The sequence below is a fragment of the Mycolicibacterium sp. XJ662 genome, from assembly GCF_053484035.1.
In genome coordinates this window covers 1,177,741-1,193,397 of sequence record NZ_JBEFTL010000001.1, presented here as the reverse complement: position 1 = coordinate 1,193,397, position 15,657 = coordinate 1,177,741, and the positions used below count along the sequence as shown (strand labels likewise).

Sequence of the window (15,657 nt, the reverse complement as noted above, 5' to 3'; positions counted from 1 at the left end):
CCGCTTGTCGGCCGGTGATGCGAACATACGTTCGTGTCCTCGTCGGTCGCGGCCATCCTGCACGCCGACCTCGATTCGTTCTATGCGTCGGTCGAGCAGCGTGACGACCCCGCGCTGCGCGGCAGGCCGGTGATCGTCGGCGGCGGCGTTGTGCTGGCGGCCAGCTACGAGGCCAAGGCTTACGGCGTGCGTACCGCGATGGGCGGCCGTCAGGCCCGTCAGCTGTGCCCGCACGCGATCGTGGTGCCACCGCGCATGGCGGCGTACACCGAGGCCAGCCGGGCGGTGTTCGGGGTGTTCGAAGACACCACGCCGGTCGTCGAACCGCTCAGCGTGGACGAGGCCTTCCTCGACGTCTCGGGTCTCGGGCGGGTATCGGGAACACCGGTGGAGATCGGCGCGCGGCTGCGCGAGCAGGTCCGCGACCGGGTCGGCCTGCCCATCACAGTCGGCATCGCGCGCACCAAGTTTCTGGCGAAGGTGGCCAGCCAGGAGGCCAAGCCCGACGGGCTGCTTCTCGTGCCGCCCGACCGGGAGCTCGCGTTCCTTCATCCGCTGCCGGTGCGGCGGTTGTGGGGCGTCGGCGCCAAGACGGCGGAGAAACTGCACGCTCACGGCATCGAGACGGTGGCCGACGTGGCCGAGCTCGGTGAGTCGACGTTGGCGTCGCTGGTCGGCGGCGCGATGGGCGGCAGGCTTTACGCGTTGGCCCACAACGTCGACCGACGCCGGGTGGTGACGGGGGTGCGCCGACGCTCGGTGGGCGCCCAACGCGCGCTGGGCCGGGCGGGTAACGCGATGTCGGATGCCGAGGTCGACGCGGTCGTGGTCAACCTCGTCGACCGGATCACCCGCCGGATGCGCAAGGCCGGGCGCACCGGACGAACGGTGGTGCTACGCCTGCGGTTCGACGATTTCAGCCGGGCCACCCGCTCGCATACGATGCCGCGCGCGACGGCGTCGACGGACGTCATCCTGGACACCGCGCGGACGCTGGTGGCAGCCGCCGCTCCGCTGATCGCCGAACGTGGCCTGACGCTGGTCGGTTTCGCGGTGTCGGGCATCGACCGTGAGGGCGCCCAACAGCTGGAGTTGCCGTTCGAGGCACAGGCCGACCCGATCGCGATCGACGCCGCCGTCGACCGGGTGCGACAGCGTTACGGCAACGCCGCGGTCACCCGCGGGGTTCTGCTGGGGCGTGATCCGGGTCTGGAGATGCCGCTGCTGCCAGACTAGAAGAATTGTGCGGCAACAAATCCCGCGAGCAGGACCGCGAAGCCGCCGATCTCGCCGATGATCAGCGCCACCATGCCGCCGTGGAGGGCCGAGCTGGGGTGCTCGAACTGGTTAGTGGTGTCGCGGCGGGCGCCGTGGGTGATGTAGCTCGCGATGGCCACGACGAAAAAGAACACCAGCACCATCGCCGCGGTCAGGTTCACCCAGGTGGGCCACCGGCTCAGCTCGACGAACGCCGCGATCAGCAGCGTCGCGAACGAGTACAGCAGCGCCGCGCGGTGTGCGATGTCGACGTAGGGGTGCGCCAGGTGGTTCTGCGACGTTGCCATCTGCCGGTACTTCCACACTCCCAGGACCAGGGCCAGCAGGAAGATCAGCCCGGCCGCGAGCAGGGTGATGATCGTGTCGATACCTAGGTCAGCACGCATGCGCGCAGTCTAAGCCGCCGCCGTATGGACTCGGTTCTGGCCCGACTACCTACATCGGGTTCTGTTGGAAGAGCGCGTAGAGGTGGTCGGTCGGAATGGTCGAAATCCCGTCGCGTGTCGTGACATAGAACTCCTCGCTGTGGCGGGCGAAATCGACGTCGACGAGACCGTCGACCTCAAACGCGCCGACCACGCCGAGTTCGAGGCTGATCACCGTGACCTTTTCCTCCGCGGCGGACGCGACGAGAACCACGCCGCCGTACCGCGATGCGGCCACGCTCGTTGGACTTGCCCAGATGTCATAGACGGCGTAGGTCTCGTTGGTAAAGGTGTTGATGACCGCCACCGCGTTGTTGACCCGGTCAGCCACATACACAAACTCGCCTGCGACCGTGATGCCCGGATCCGCAACGGTCGTGTCGTCCCAGGCGCCGGAATACACGAGCGTCTTGGACTCGGTCTCGAGGTCGACCGCCCACACTTCGTTGTTGGTGCTGCCGACGTACAGGGTTTCACCGAATTCACTGACCGCGATGGCGTTGCTCCGCAGACCTATGTCGATGATCTGCTGTTCCCCGGTCCGCGTGTCGATCACCGACACGGTGGCGTCCTGGTAGTCCGCGACGTACAGCGTCCGGTTATCGCGATCTGCTGCCATGGCCGTCGCCTGGCTGATTGCGCCGACCGGAGTCGAGGTGCCCGGCCCCCAGAGATCGATCCTTCTGACGGTCGACACATCACTGCCGTCCTTCGTGGCGACGTAGGCGTAATGCCCGTTACGACTCACCGTGACACTCGACGGGTTCGCGCCGAGGTCGACGGTGTCAATCCGGCCCGTTATGCGGTCGACGATCCGTAATTCGTTACCGGTCAGCACCACAATCCGGTTGAGGTCGTCGGAGACGAGTGTTTCCGACGGCTGTGCTCCGTCTTCGAAAGTGATGGCATCTGCGTCCTTGACCGTCACCGTCACCGTGGCGGTAGCCGCAGCGCCGACGTCGTTGGCGACGGTGTAGGTGAACGAGTCGAGGCCATCGAAGCCGGCATTCGGCCTGTAGGTGATGACACCCTCGGCGACCGTGACGGTGCCGTTTAGGGCGTCGCTCACCTGGACCACAGCCAGTTCTCCGTCGTTAACGTCGAAGTCGTTGCCCAGCACAACGATCTCGATGGCATCGGAGTTCGCATCGACAACGACGGTGTCATCGATAGCCCTCGGACCGCCGGTGACGGGGTTGACGGTGATGGTCACCGTGTACGGGTTGCTAACGCGGCCATCGGCACCCACCACGTGGTACGTGAAGCTGTCGGTGCCAATGAAGTGCGGTGGCGGCGTGTACTTCAGGGTGAACTGCTGTTCGCTTTGTTCAACCACTCGAACAACACCGTTCTCGGGACTGTCGACCCTAATGGCGATGTTGGTCTCGCCGTCGGGGAGGTTGTCTCTTGCAGATATAAAAATAAGCCCTGGACTGTTCTCGTCGGTGTCCACAACGACGTCGTTGGCGACAAGCGTGCGCTCACGAACCTGAATATTGACGGAGGCGCGAACCCAACGACCGGTGTCATCGCGGGTTTCGTACCGAAAGTGGTCGGAGCCAGTGAAACCGGCACTCGGCGTGTAGGTGATCGTGCCGTCTTCGTTGACTTCAGCGGTGCCGTTGTAAGGGGGGTCGAAGATCTGCAACCTCAAGCCGTCGACGTTGCTGTCGTTGGCCAACACATCGATAACGACCGGCATGCCTTCCTCTGTCGAGGCAAAGTCGGGGTTGGCGACCGCAGGGTTGTTCACCGTCACGCGCACCGTCGCCGTGGCGGCACCTCCGTTTCCGTCGGAAATGGTGTACGTAAACATGTCCGTACCAAGGAAATCAGCGTCGGGCGTGTAGGTGATGACGCCGTCGACCAACGTGGCGGTGCCATTGCCTGCGGCGCCGACCTCGGTCACCGTGAGCTCGTCGCCGTCGACATCGGTGTCGTTACCCAACACGTTCACCACCGTGGTCCCGGAGTTCGTCCTCACCGTGACGAAGTCATCAACCGCCACGGGGTCGTCGTTGACGGGGTCGACCGTGATGGTCACGGTTCCGACGTTGCTGACGGTGCCGTCGTGGCGTACCAGCACGTAGGTGAAGCTGTCTGTCCCGAAGAAATCGGGTGCAGGTCTGTAGATCACCGTGAACCGTTCGCCGTTGAATGAGCGGATTTCAACAACACCGTTTTCGGCGTTGTCGACCTTGATAGCGATGGGTATTGCGCCGCCGGGACGGGGGTCGCGGGCCAATATGTCGATCGAGACCGAATTGTCCTCGTCAGTGGTCACGTTGATGTCCGGAGCGCCAATTGGTCGTTCACGCACCTCAACCTGGACCATCGCGATTTCACTCACGTCGGTGCCGTCGTCGATTTGATAGGTGAACGTATCCCTGCCGCTGAAGCCGGGAGACGGCGTGTAAGTGATTGTCCCATCGGCATTGAGGACAGCGACGCCGTTGGCCGGTCCATCGACCAGGCTCACCGCGAGATCGTCTTCCGCATCAGCGTCAGAGTCGTTGGCCAACACATCGATAACGACCGGAATGCCCTCCTCCGTGACCGCTTCGTCGGGGTTGGCGACCGGGGGGGTGTTGACCTGTTCGACGGTGATATAGACAGTGGCGGTGGCGGTTTCGTCCCCGTCATAAACGCTGTAGGTAAACGAGTCATCACCATGAAATTCGGGATTCGGGGTATAAAGGAACGCCCCGTCCACGGTGAACGAGACGATCCCCTTGGTGGGACCGTCGATGACAGTCGCTTGAAGTTCATCGCCGTCGACGTCGAAGTCGTTGGCCATCACCCCCGGCGCGGGGATCATCAGCTCTGTGCCCTGCTGGGTGGAGTAGAAGTCATCGACTGCCACCGGCGCATCGTTGACCGGGTTCACCGTCACATACACCGTGGCCGTGGAGGTTCCACCGTTACCGTCGGAAACGGTGTAGGTGAACGAATCCGTGCCGTGGAAGTCCGCGTTCGGGGTGTAGGTGATCTTCCCGTCAGACACCGTGACGCTGCCGTTGTTCGGGGCTTCGACCTCAGCCACTGCCAACTCATCACGATCGATGTCGTCGTCATTGGCCAGCACGTCGATAACGACCGGAGTGTCCTCATCTGTGGCCACATCGTCGTCGACGGCCACCGGGTCATCGTTGACCGGCTTCACCGTCACGGTCACTGTGGCCGTGGCGGTTCCGCCGTTACTGTCCGAAATCGTGTAGGTGAACGAGTCCGTGCCATGGAAATCCGTATCCGGGGTGTAGGTGAGCACACCGTCGACCAACGTGACCGTGCCATTGCCCGCCGCACCCGCAGCCGTCACCGACAAATCATCGTCGTCAATGTCGGTGTCGTTGCCCAACACGTCGACCACCGTCGCGCCCGAGTCCTCATCCACCGTCACCGCATCATCAACGGCCACCGGAGCATCGTTGACCGGATTCACCGTCACATACACCGTCGCCGTAGCAGTTCCGCCGTTACCGTCAGTAACGGTGTAGGTGAACGAATCCGCGCCGTTGAAGTCCCTATCCGGGGTGTAGGTGATCACCCCATTGGCCACCGCTACCGTGCCATTGCCCGCGGGACCGGCCTCGATCACCACCAACGTATCGCGGTCGGCATCGGAGTCGTTGCCCACCACGTCGACGACGATCGATTCGTCTTCGTCGGTGACCACATTGTCGTCGTTGGCCACCGGCGCATCGTTGACCGGAGTGACCCTCACATACACAGTCGCCGTGGCGCTTCCACCGTTGCCGTCCGAAGCGGCATAGGTGAACGAATCCAACCCGTGGAAATCCTCGAAGGGTGTGTAGGTGAACGACCCGTCCCCGTTGAGCGTGATGGACCCATGGACGGGCGGGTTGATCAATAGCGCTGACAGGTCATCCCCGTCGACGTCGATGTCGTTGTCCAACACTCCCGGTGCGGGGATGGTCAGCGGCGTGTCTTCTTCGGTGATGTAGGCGTCATCTTGCGGCGCCGGCGCATCTTGCACGGCGGTGACCGTGACGGAGACGATGGCAGTCGAGGTGCCTCCGTTGCCGTCGGAGACGGTGTAGGTGAAAAAGTCCGTGCCGGAGAAATCCGTGTCCGGCGTGTAGGTGATGACACCGTTGGTCAATGTGGTGGTGCCGTTGAAGGCCGCACCGACCTCGGTCACCGCGAGCTGATCACCGTCGGCATCGGTGTCGTTGCCCAACACGTCGATGATGTTGGCCCCGGAGTCCTCGGCCACCGTCACCGCGTCATCAACCGCGACCGGCGCGTCGTTGACCGGTGTGACCGTCACGCTGACGGTGACCGTGGTCGCATGTCCGGCGTCACCGCCGAAGATGGCCGCCCACAGCCCCTTCAGTCCGTGAATATGTAACGGGCTGTCCTCATCGGAGATGGTGTAGGTGAAGGTGTCGGTGCCGTGAAAGTCGGAGTTGGGGGTGTAGGTCAGCGTGCCGCCCTGAACGGTGACCGTTCCGTTCTGCGGCTGGGTCACCTCGATCACGTTCACCACGTCACCGGCGATCGCATCGGGATCGGTTCCCGAGACGACGTCGACGGTGATCGGGGTGTCCTCGGACGTGGTGACGTCGTCGACCACCGCAGCCGGGGTGCGGTTCAACAGCATGTGCTGCCACTCGCGGCGCGCAAACGCCAGCAGTGCCCACGCCAACGGCGGTTCGGCGGGCCCGACCGGGCTCGGCGCCAGGAACGGCGACAGCAGGGCGGCCACAAACGTCCCCGCGACATCGACGATCGTCTCCGAAACGCCCGTCGACTCCGGTGCCGCCTCCAGGTCCTCGCTGACCACTGTCGTCGACACCTGATGCTCGTCGACGACGTTCTCGACGTCCAACACCACCTGGCTCGTCAGCGACTCTGACGACTCCTGCGGCTCGGTCACGTCGTCGTCGTCGCGCTCCACCACGTCCTCGATGACGGGCGCCACGTCGTCGATACGTCCCGAGTCCGAGTCAGCCTCATCCAAGGCGCCGGATTGTGACCCGGAACTGCGTTGGCTGACAGCCGGTTCCGTTGTTACCGACGTACTTTCCGCGCCGTCGCCTTCGTCCTCAGCTTCGACGTCCGATTCCAGTTCGTCGCTGAGGTCAGGCTCGTCGTCCACTTCGTCTTCGGAAGGCACGGTGGTGTCGGTGGACTGCCCGGCGTCGTTGACCGAGGTGTCCACCGAACCCGAACTACCGAGATTCATCGCTGGTTCATCACCGTCGGGGTCGTCGGCGTCGGGTGCGTCATCGTCGCCGCCATCCCCGCTCGTCCCGGCGTCGTCGGCGCTGCCGCTTTCCGTCGAAGGCGTATCGGAGTCCCCGTCGCCACCCTGCCCCGCCGATGTCCCGGCGCTCTGGGAATCACCGGTTGAACCAGCGTCGGCCCACGCCAAACCCGACCCTCCGGTCGCGACGGCGACGCCCACACCCAACGCCACTGCTAATGCGCCAACTCGACCGACATAGCGTGCGTAAGCGGTGGGATTTACCGCTTTTGCGCCGCCGGGAAACAGCGACTTGTAGTTGCTGGGGCCGAACTCATACCTTGCTGCGGCGGCCATCGAGTTGTCCCTTCTGTCCGATCGCGAATTTCAGCGATGCGGTAGGCCATCGGCGGGATGTATTCAAGGCGTGACCATAACAACTCTGATGAGCTGGGGTAACAGTTTTGAAAAATTGTCTACGCAAATTCAACGCGAACTCATTTCGCGCTGAACCGCCGCGAGAGTCCCGGCTATTGCATGCAGATATTGGCCACGCGTCCGGCCACAATTCGATTAGCTAGCGGCCGCAGGCTGCATATCCCCCGAGCGAACCGTTAGCGATTCGACTTACGCTAGCGTCGATTTACGAATTAGTAAAGGCCAACAACTGTTCGGCCGGCCACGTATTGACGATCCGCTCCACGGGCACGCCCGTGTCGAGCGCGCGCTGAGCGCCGTACCCGAGGAACTCGAGTTGTCCGGGCGCGTGCGCGTCGGTGTCGATGGAGAACAGGCAACCGATGTCCAGTGCCAGCTTCAACAGCCGGGTGGGCGGATCGCGGCGCTCAGGTCGGGAGTTGATCTCGACGGCGGTGTCGTTGTCGCGGCACGCGGTGAACACCTTCTCGGCGTCGAACTTGGACTCGGGGCGGATGCCGCGACCGCCGCTGACCAGCCGGCCGGTGCAGTGCCCGAGCACATCGGTATGCGGGTTGGTCACGGCCTTGAGCATCCGCCGCGTCATCGCGGCTTCGTCCATCGACAGTTTCGAGTGCACGCTGGCCACCACCACATCGAGGCGTTCCAGCAGTTCTTCTTCCTGATCCAGCGACCCGTCCTCGAGGATGTCGACCTCGATACCGGTGAGAATCCGCATCGGCGCTACCGTCTCGCGCAGTTCGTCGATGACCTCGAGTTGCTTGCGGAGTCTCTCGGGCGACAACCCGTTGGCGATCTTCAGCCGCGGCGAGTGATCGGTCAGCGCACAGTACTCGTGGCCCAAATCCCTTGCTGCCAGCATCATCTCCTCGATCGGCGCCGAGCCGTCCGACCAGTTCGAGTGCAGATGCAGGTCACCGCGCAACGCCGCCCGGACGTCTCCCCCGCCGAGATCTGCTGCGTTGGAGCGCAGTTCGACGAGCGCGTCGGGTTCCCGCCCGGCCCACGCCTGCGCGATGACCTTCGCAGTCTTGGGCCCGATTCCGGGCAACGACTGCCATGAGCTGGCCGCGCCGTGTCGTTCCCGCTGCGCCTCGGACAATCCCTCGACGATGTCGGCGGCGTTGCGGTAGGCCATCACCCGGCGGGGGTCCTCACGCGCGCGGTCCTTGTAGTAGGCGATCTGGCGCAGGGCGATAACCGGGTCCATACCTCCAGTGTGCCCGGTCAGGGCGCGCGCCATGCCGGGTCACGCCCGGTCAACGCGACGATGCGGTCCAGGACCGGCGCGTCGTCGGCGACGGGAACCGCCGGCCCGAACAAACCCTCGACCGGTCCTTCCGCGGCGCTGTTGATGACGTGCGGCAACACGGCGGCCGCGGTGGCGGCGTCGACGTCATAGGGCTGCCCGGTCGCGCGCGCCACATCCCATCCGTGGACGACGACCTCGGTGAGCGCGATCAGCCCACCCACCTCGCCGGGGAAGTCGACGCCTCCCGCCCGCGTCATGCCGTCCCAGGCCGACGGGTCAGCGTAGGCGTCGGCCAGTGCGGTGAGCCGGACCGGATACGACGTGCGCCAGTCGTCGTCGAGAGGGTGCGCACCCACCTCGGGAGGTGTGTTGGTCAGCGGCCCGAAGTCCTTGCGCGCCGCGGCGGTGAACGCCGACGCCAGCCCACCGATGTGGGCCAGCAGCTGGTCCAGCCGCATGTCCGCGCAGGGCGTGGCCGCGGTCAGCTCTTCGTCGGTCACGGTCGCCAACACCTCGCTGGTTCGTCGGCAGGCCGGCGTCAAGTCAATCATGTCGATACCGACCTGCGGTGCGCCCGGAACTCATCGCGGCGTCACAGATCGTTTCCCGCGTAGGACAGGTTGAAGCTTTTGTTGGTCAACGGGAAGTCCGGGACGATCGTGTCGGCCATCGCGACCGGAAGCGCCGGCCAGTTGAACCAGGACGGGTCGACGATCTTGGCCCGCGCGAGGGTCCCGTCGGCGCCCACCTCGACGCGGTGCACGATGGTGCCGCGCCAACCCTCCACGATGCCGACGCCGCTGGACGGGCCGCTGAACCCGTCGAGCGGTTCCTGGTATTCGAGCGGCCCGCTGTGGGATTCGATGAGCGCACAGGCCAACTCGACCGATGCGGCGAACTCGTCGCGGCGCACGGTGTAGCGCGCGAGCACGTCTCCGGTGGTGGCGTGTGTCTCGGTGATCGGAAGGTCGGTCGTCGGGTGGTCGACGCGGGCGTCGGTGCGCAGTCCGCTGGCGCGGGCGGCGTAGCCGAGACATCCCAGGGCTTGCGCGTCGTCCTTGGTGAGCACCGAGGTGCCCGCGAACCGGTCGTAGACGACGTTGTTGCGCAGCGTCAGGTCGGCCACCTCGGCCAGATCGGCGGCGATCTCACGCAGCACGGCGGGTTCGGGCAGCGCTTTCAGCATGATCCCGCCGGGACGGATGGCGTCGCGCAGCAGCCGGTGGCCGGTCACCTCGGCGTTGATGCGCAGCAGGCGTTCCCGGATGCGCAGCGCATGGGTGTTGGCGATTCCCAGGGAGACGTCATTGGCCAGCGCGCCGAGGTCGGCGGCGTGGTTGTAGAGCCGTTCGAGTTCGACGACGAGAGCCCGGAGCCGGTGGGCTTCGTCAGGCAGCCCGGCGCCGACGGCGTCCTCGACGGCGAGGCTGTGCGCCAGCGCATGCCCGGCCGAGGTGTCGCCGCTGATGCGTTCGGCCAGCGCGACAGCATCGGTGACGGGTCGGCCCTCGAACAGCTTCTCGACGCCGCGGTGCACGAACCACAACCGGGCCTTCAGCCGAAGCACGGTCTCGCCGACCACCGAGAACCGGAAGTGGCCCGGTTCGATCAGCCCGGCGTGTACTGGCCCGACCGGGATCTCGTACACGCCGGTGCCCTCGACAGTGACGAACGGAAAACGTCCGCGTGGCTCAAACTGCGGTGGGGGGCCGGCGTCTTTGCGCATGGGGTGCCAATCCTGCGGCCAATGGGCATGACGCACCAGCCGTCGTGGGCGCGGATGCCCGACCGGGCGCAGGCCGTACAGGTCGGCCATCTCCCGCTCGAAGCGGCTGGCCGGAAAGGACAGGTATGCCAGCGACGGCAGCTCGGGATCGCCTGGCGGCAGGACACATTCGAGTTCGACGCGACGGTCGGGCTGGGCGGCGAGGAACAGATACACCACCCGCAGCACGCCGCCGCCGTCGTCGTGCGCCGCCACCAACGCCAGGCGATAACCCGCCCCGAAGAGCTCTTCGGCCTTATCCCTTAATGTGTCGCGCGATATGCGCTGGCGGACGGAGTCTTTCATCGCATCGCTCCGAGGAGGTTGGCGGCGTCGGTGAACAGAGCCGTCAGCGGGCCCGCGGTGACACCGAGGACGACCGAGACGGTTACGCCCACCAGCAGCGCCGCCGCCACCGAGCCAGGCACCACGATCGCGGGTGCTCCTGTCGGTGCGTCGCCCAGCAACATGCGACCCGAATTGCGCACGAGCGCTGCGAATGCCACGGCGATCAGAGCCAACGCCGCGGCAAGCGCCCAGGCCAGGCCGGCGTCAGCCAGCGAGCGGGCGATGGCGATCTCGCTGGCGAACATCGCGAACGGCGGCAACCCCAGCAGCACAAGCAGCCCGACGGCGAAGGACCCGCCGACCAACCGCGATCGGCGCACCACACCGCTGATGTCGCGGATCGCCGTGGAGTCATGCGCGAGCTGCAACTGGCCACCGGCCAGGAACAGCACGGTTTTTCCGACTCCGTGTGCGAGCACGTGCAGCAGCAGGCCCGCGATCGCCAGCGGTGTGCCAGCCGCAGCGGCGATCGCGATCAGTCCCATGTTCTCCATCGAGGAGTACGCGAGCATGCGCTTGACGTCGCCGGTGACAATCAGCATCAGCGCGGAGATCAGCAGGGTCATCAGGCCGAGCACGATCAGCCCGGTGCGCAGGAAGCCCGGGCCGGTCGCCGCATCGACGACCGGTTTGATGCGCAGCAGCACCGAGAATGCCACGGCCAGAAGCACACCGCTCATCAACGCCGACACCGGTGCCGGGGCCTGACTGTGCGCGTCGGCGAGCCAGGTGTGGAACGGGAACAGCCCGACCTTGGCGCCGTAGCCGATCAGCAGTAGCCCACCGGCCAGCCGGGCCACGCCCGGATCGAGGTTCGCCGCGTAGGCGGCCAACACGTCGAGGTTGAGCGCGTACGCCTCGGGCGCGCCAGCGTGCAGCGCGGCGAAATACATCAGCACCGTGCCCAGCAGTGCCACCGCGATCCCTACGGAGCAGATCATCACGTACTTCCAGGTGGCCTCCAGGGCGCCCCGGGTGCGGCGGTGTCCGACGAGGAACGCGGTCACCACGGTGGTCGCCTCGACGGCGACCCAGATGATGCCGATGTTGTTGGCACTCACCGCAAGTGCCATTGACGCGATGAACGCCGGGGTCAGCACGCCGTACAGCCGCGCGCCGCTGGCATCGGTGTGGCCGTGGTCGAGTTCGGCGCCGATGTAGCCGATGCTGGCCCAGGTACTCAGTGTGGCGACGACGCCGATGACGATCAGCATGGTGATCGAGAGCGCGTCGACGCGCAGCAGACCATCCAGCGCCAGGTGCGGTGTCGATCCGACTTTCACCGCGAGCACGAGCCCGCAGACGAGCACCGTGGCGGCCGAGGCCACCGACAGGGCAGCGGTCCAACGTCGCCATCCGACAACGAGATTCACCAGTGCCGCGGCGGCGGGAACGAGAACGGGCGCGAGAAGCAGTGTGGTCATCAGTCCCGCAGCTCCTGCAGACGATCTAGGTCGGCGCCGCCGAACGCCCGGCGCAGCCGCCCGGTCAGCACCCCGATGATCAACACCACGAACAGCACGTCCAGCGACGCGCCGAGCTCCACGATCAACGGCACACCGGCGGTCAGCAGGAACGCCGCGGCGGTGATCCCGTTGTCCAGCATCAGGAATCCTGCCGCCTGCGAGACGGCGTGGCGTCGGGTGGCCATCACGAACAGCGCGATCAGGATCACCGCGAAAGCCGCGGGGACCGCGTCGACGACCGGGTCGGGCGCCAGGTCGATCAGCGGGCGCGTGATCGCGAACGCGACGACGGTCAGGATGCCGGCGATCAGCAGCGAGGTGGCGGTGTTCACCAACGGCGTCGCCTCGCGTTGCGCCTCCGGCTCGGCGGCCACAGCCCGCGCCAGCAGCCACGGCAGCAGGGCGGCGCGCAACACCAGCACCGCGGCGCCGACGGCGACCATCGCCATTTCGCCGTCGTGCAGACCGCGCACGACCGGGATCGCGGCCAGCGCCACGCCCTGCCATGCCAGCAGGCGCACGATGGCGCGCAGGTCACGTCGCCACACGATGAGCACCGCGGCCAGGGTGAGCCCGCCGGCGGCGAACCCGATGAGCGTGATGAAGTTCGCGTCGATCATGAGGCGCCCACCGTGAAGAAGCTGGCCGCGGTCACCGCGAGCAGCGCGAGCAGGAACGAGCCGGCCAGCAACTCGGGCACCCGGAACAGCCGCAGCTTGGCGATGAACACCTCGACGCTGGCCAGCAGCATCGCCAGCACGGCGACCTTCACCGCGACGGCAACCACACCGACCGCGACAGCGGCCGCGCTGGGATTATCGCCGGCAATTCCCCACGGCAGGAACAGGTTTGCCAGCAGCGCCAGCAGCACGGTCAGCCGCATCGCCGAAGCCCACTCCACCAGCGCCAGCTTCGGCCCGGCGTATTCGAGCACCATCGCTTCGTGCACCATCGTCAGCTCGAGGTGGGTGGCGGGGTTGTCCACCGGCAGCCGCCCGGTCTCGGCGATGATCACGACCACCAGCGCGGCGAACGCCAACACTCCGGCCAGCGAGATCACCCGGCCTGGGTCGTCCAATGTATTGGACACCAGCGCACCGAGATTGGCCGATCCGGCCGGTATCGACAACGCGAAGACCGCCACCAGGATCGTGGGTTCGACCAACGCTGCGAACGTGATCTCGCGGCTGGCGCCCATACCGCCGAACGAGGTGCCGGTGTCGATGCCCGCGAGGGTGAGCGCGACCGTACCGAGAAACAGCAGCCCGACGACGGCGAACAGATCGGCGCTGGAGTCCAACGGTGACCCGGTGGCCACCACCGGGATGATCGCCGCGATCAGCAGCGTGGTCGCAGCGAGCACGACGGGCGCGGCGGCGAAGACCAGCGTGGTGCCCTCGGGGGTGATCTGTTGTTTGCCAAGCTGTTTGCGCAGATCGCGCCACGGCTGCAGCACCCCGGCACCGGCACGGCCTTCCCAGCGCGCGCGGACCTGTCGCATCAACCCGATCACGAGCGGCGCGCCGAGGGCCACCGTGGCGAGTTGTGCGACGCCGGCAAGATAGGACATCAGGGTCATGTGGCGACCACCAAGATGATCAGCACACCCAGCGCCCCGTAGGCCAGGTAGAGGTGAATGCTGCCGGTGTGGGCCCGACGCATGACACCGGCCGCGGTCACTACCGCCCGCACCACCGGCGTGTACAGCCACTCCTCGATGGCGTCGCCGATGCGGTTGCGGTACGTAACACGATCGGCCATGTAGCGCGATTCGGCGGTCGGGGTGACCTCTATGGCGGTGTCGGGCCGAAGGACGTCGTCGAAGACCCGTTGCAGCGGTTCGGCGAACGATGTTGCGGTGTATTGCATGCGGGCCGTCAAATCGCCTGCACCGCAGGCCCACAGCGGTAATCTTTCGGCGGCAGGTCGGCGACGTGAGCGCCATTGGCTGGCCACCACCACGGCCAGGACTGCTATTACCAGCGTCGCTGCGATCACTCCCGGTGCGATCGAACCCGGCACACCGGGCAGCCGGATCAACGTGCCGAAATCGGTGAACGCGACGTTCTGCGCGGCGGGCAGCGTTTCAAGGACCCGGCGCAGTGCGGGCGCAATCACACTGGGCACGACGGCGATCACCGCGCAGCCGACGGCCGCGATGGTCATGCCGACGAGCATCGTGCGTGGGGATTCGCCTGCCGAGGACGCGGGTTCGGAACGCGGCCGCGCCAGGAAACCGATGCCGAACGCCTTGACCATGGTGGCCACCCCGAGACCGACCGTCAGCGCCACAGCGCCCATGGCCAGCGGACCGACCAGCGCCACCACCGCGTCGCCGCCCGGGGCGCGGATCAGCGACTGCAGCAGCAGCCACTCGCTGACGAACCCGGCGCCCAGCGGAAGCCCGGACGCGCCAAGGGCGGCCACGCCGAAAAGTGCCGTCGTCGCGGGCATCCGGCGGGCCAACCCGCCGAGCCGGTCGAGGTCACGCAGCCCCGTCGCCGCCAGCACCGAACCCGCCGCCATGAAGGCCAGGCATTTGAACACCGCGTGCGCGAGCAGATGCAGCATCGCCGCGGTCGCCGCGATGGTTGCCGGCGCGGCCGCACCGGCGTCGGCGAACAACGTCGCTGCTCCGAGCGCCAGCGTGACCAGGCCCATGTTCTCGGTGGTCGAATAGGCAAGCAGCCGTTTGAGATCGGTGGCCACCGACGCCTGCAGCACACCGTAGAGCGCGGATGCCGCACCGACCGCCAGCAGCGTCAGCGCCCACCACCGCGGCCCGGGGCCGAGCAGTTGCAGGTCGATGCGCACGATGCCGTAGATGCCCAGGCTCACCATCGCCGCGCTCATCAGCGCCGACACCGGGCTGGGCGCCTCGGGGTGTGCCCGCGGCAGCCAGGCGTGTAGCGGAACCAAGCCGGCCTTCGAGCCGAAACCCGCCAGCGTGAGCAGGAAGACCAGCGTGCGGGTGCCGTCGGACACGCCGGTCAGGTCGGCGAAGCGGTCGGCGCCGACCGCCGCGGACAGCACCATCAGCCCGATGAGGATGGCGACGAAGCCCAACTGGGTCATCACCGCGTACACCAGCGCGGCCGAGCGCACGCGGGGCCGGGCGTGCTCGGCGAGCACCAGCACCAGTGATGCGAGCGCCATCAGCTCCCAGGCGAGCAGGAATGTCGTCACCGATGCCGCCGCGGGCACCAGCAGCATGGCGGCCACGAACAGCGGAAGTACGGCCATGGCGGTGCGGCTCAGATGGTGGGCGTAGCCGATCGCATAGATGCCGACGGGCACCGCGACGGCGCCGATCAACGCCAGAAAGAACCCGCCGAGCGGATCGAGTTGTAGCTGCACACCGGCCAACGGCAGCAACCAGCCGATGCGCACTTCGCGGGCTGGGCCGAACAGCCCGAGCACACCCAGCCACACGCCGATGACGCCAACGCCCGAGGTGCCCAGCCCCATTACGGCGC

The 15,657-nt window shown here is 66.5% G+C and carries 10 protein-coding genes; 1 reads left to right on the top strand and 9 read right to left on the bottom strand.

All coding sequences use genetic code 11. The annotated features are described in order from the left end of the window. The first annotated feature begins 33 nt into the window (after positions 1-33). On the top strand, positions 34-1,236 hold the full coding sequence (dinB, locus tag ABQE93_RS05550; RefSeq protein WP_448406261.1) for a DNA polymerase IV: 1,203 nt from the start codon (positions 34-36) through the stop codon (positions 1,234-1,236). Here dinB and ABQE93_RS05545 read toward each other — a convergent pair. The 9 genes from ABQE93_RS05545 to ABQE93_RS05505 form a co-directional block, all read right to left on the bottom strand. Beyond that, positions 1,233-1,664, bottom strand: a complete 432-nt coding sequence (locus tag ABQE93_RS05545; protein ID WP_448406260.1) for a hypothetical protein — start codon at positions 1,662-1,664, stop codon at positions 1,233-1,235. The genes dinB and ABQE93_RS05545 overlap by 4 nt on opposite strands. Before the next feature lie 49 nt (positions 1,665-1,713). After that, positions 1,714-7,269, bottom strand: a complete 5,556-nt coding sequence (locus tag ABQE93_RS05540) for an Ig-like domain-containing protein (RefSeq protein WP_448406259.1) — start codon at positions 7,267-7,269, stop codon at positions 1,714-1,716. 286 nt (positions 7,270-7,555) lie between these two features. Next, entirely contained in the window at positions 7,556-8,560 is a 1,005-nt protein-coding gene (locus ABQE93_RS05535) for a PHP domain-containing protein (RefSeq protein ID WP_448406258.1), read from the bottom strand. A 17-nt stretch (positions 8,561-8,577) separates the two neighbouring features. Beyond that, positions 8,578-9,153 carry a TIGR03086 family metal-binding protein gene (locus tag ABQE93_RS05530; protein WP_448406257.1) on the bottom strand — a complete coding sequence of 192 codons (576 nt, stop codon included), beginning with the start codon at positions 9,151-9,153 and terminating at the stop codon, positions 8,578-8,580. A gap of 41 nt (positions 9,154-9,194) precedes the next feature. Further along, positions 9,195-10,673, bottom strand: coding sequence for a hydrogenase large subunit (locus tag ABQE93_RS05525; protein WP_448406256.1), 1,479 nt, complete (start codon positions 10,671-10,673; stop codon positions 9,195-9,197). Further along, on the bottom strand, positions 10,670-12,139 hold the full coding sequence (locus ABQE93_RS05520; RefSeq protein WP_448406255.1) for a proton-conducting transporter transmembrane domain-containing protein: 1,470 nt from the start codon (positions 12,137-12,139) through the stop codon (positions 10,670-10,672). The genes ABQE93_RS05525 and ABQE93_RS05520 overlap by 4 nt, the downstream gene beginning before the upstream one ends. Next, the gene (locus tag ABQE93_RS05515; RefSeq protein WP_448406254.1) at positions 12,139-12,801 is read right to left on the bottom strand and encodes a hypothetical protein; all 663 of its coding nucleotides are present in this window, start codon (positions 12,799-12,801) and stop codon (positions 12,139-12,141) included. The genes ABQE93_RS05520 and ABQE93_RS05515 overlap by 1 nt, the downstream gene beginning before the upstream one ends. Then, positions 12,798-13,751: a respiratory chain complex I subunit 1 family protein gene (locus ABQE93_RS05510; RefSeq protein WP_448406539.1), complete on the bottom strand. Its 954-nt coding sequence runs from the start codon at positions 13,749-13,751 to the stop codon at positions 12,798-12,800. The genes ABQE93_RS05515 and ABQE93_RS05510 overlap by 4 nt, the downstream gene beginning before the upstream one ends. Before the next feature lie 5 nt (positions 13,752-13,756). Then, positions 13,757-15,649 carry a proton-conducting transporter transmembrane domain-containing protein gene (locus ABQE93_RS05505; protein ID WP_448406253.1) on the bottom strand — a complete coding sequence of 631 codons (1,893 nt, stop codon included), beginning with the start codon at positions 15,647-15,649 and terminating at the stop codon, positions 13,757-13,759. Between the last annotated feature and the right edge of the window lie 8 nt (positions 15,650-15,657).